2 protein-coding genes are annotated in these 1,487 nt (G+C 55.1%); both read left to right on the top strand.

Annotation, left to right across the window (positions count from 1 at the left end; all coding sequences use genetic code 11):
• Positions 1-193, top strand: a 193-nt coding sequence (locus tag KTQ90_RS13290) for a fimbrillin family protein (RefSeq protein ID WP_217318823.1), incomplete at its 5' end; no start/stop codon positions are given.
• A gap of 34 nt (positions 194-227) precedes the next feature.
• A partial coding sequence (locus tag KTQ90_RS13285; protein WP_217318822.1) for a fimbrillin family protein occupies positions 228-1,487 on the top strand: 1,260 nt, incomplete at its 3' end.

Raw genomic sequence — 1,487 nt, 5'->3', positions numbered from 1 at the left:
ATCCCTGCCGTTGGTTGTGAATTACAAAGGTCAGGAATATCATGCCACACTCACCATGCCCGATGGCGCACTGCTGGCGGGCAACAACTATACCTATACCGTCAAGGTAAGCAACAAAGTCCTTGAAGTCAGCGAAGCCACCATTGCAAAGTGGAACGATATAGACGGTGGAGATGTGGGTGCTGACCTGTAGGATGTTAATAATTAATCGATTAGAATGAAGAATTATGAGACATAGATTATTTATCCCCGCAGCCACCGCACTGCTGTTCGCCCTCGCCGCCTGCACGCAGGACGAACTTGCTGGCGATAACCGTCTGCCCGAAGGTGAATACCCTGTATTCATCCGTGCCACCGGACTGTCCGTAGAAGCAACGCCGCTGGCAGCCTCTTCCACCCGTGCCGCTGTGGACGGCGACTGGCAGGGCGTCACTTCCGTGGCACTCAAGATGGGCGATGCGGTAAAGGAATACACCGTTACGGCTTCTACCGATTTCAAGAGTGCCACGCTCTCACGCGAGAACGACCCGTACTACTGGACCAGCCGCGACCCGATTACCGTATCGGCATGGTGGCCCTTCAACAATGCCGACATCACACAGATGCCTGCCGTGAAGGTGGCCGAAGACCAAAGCAAATTGGCTGACTTCCAGAACAGCGACTTCATCTCTGCTGAGAACAGGAAGGTGGAATTTAACAACCCGACTCTTGAATTTACCCACCGCACGGCACGCGTGACAATCGAACTGAAGCCCGGCACGGGATTCACGAGCGTCGCTGGTGCCACGGTGAGCCTCGTGAGCCTGTCCGCCGATAACGGCAACCCGACCGCCATCAAGACCTACAACGCAAGCGGCAACACCTACGAGGCACTAACCGCCCCGCAGACCATTGCGGCAGGCAAACCGTTCGTCAAGGTGGAACTCGGCGGCGGCACCTTCTACTTCCGTCCGCAGAACAACGTCGTATTAGAAGCGGGCAGCCGCTATAAATATACCGTTAAGGTGAACGCCACCGGCCTGACGTTAGAGGGTTGCACCATCGGCAGCTGGGCTGACGGCGGCGGCGAGAGCGGCGCAGCCGAGGATTTGGGCTACATCTACGACAGCAACACCAAGACCTACACGGTCTATAACGCCAACGGCCTGATGAATATAGCCGAATTAGTGAACGGAGGTAAGAGCGACATTAACATTACCCTCGACACTGACATTGACCTCACAGGCAAAGACTGGACACCGATAGGCACAGACTACGACAACTCATACAAAGGCACCTTCGACGGTGGCGGCCATACCATTACGGGGCTGACCTTTACGACAAATGACGAATATGCGGGTCTGTTCGGCTGGCTCAATAGAGCTGGTACGGTGAAGAACGTGGTGATGGAGGGCGTACAGATAACAAGCAATCAAATATATGGCGGCAGTATTGGCGGCGTGGTAGGATATAGCTGGGGCACCATTGAAAACTGCTCGGTGTCGGGC

Origin of the sequence: Leyella stercorea (assembly GCF_019052365.1) — a bacterium.
In the GTDB taxonomy this organism is placed as follows: Bacteria; Bacteroidota; Bacteroidia; order Bacteroidales; family Bacteroidaceae; genus Prevotella.
This window is presented reverse-complemented; position numbering and strand designations above follow the sequence as displayed.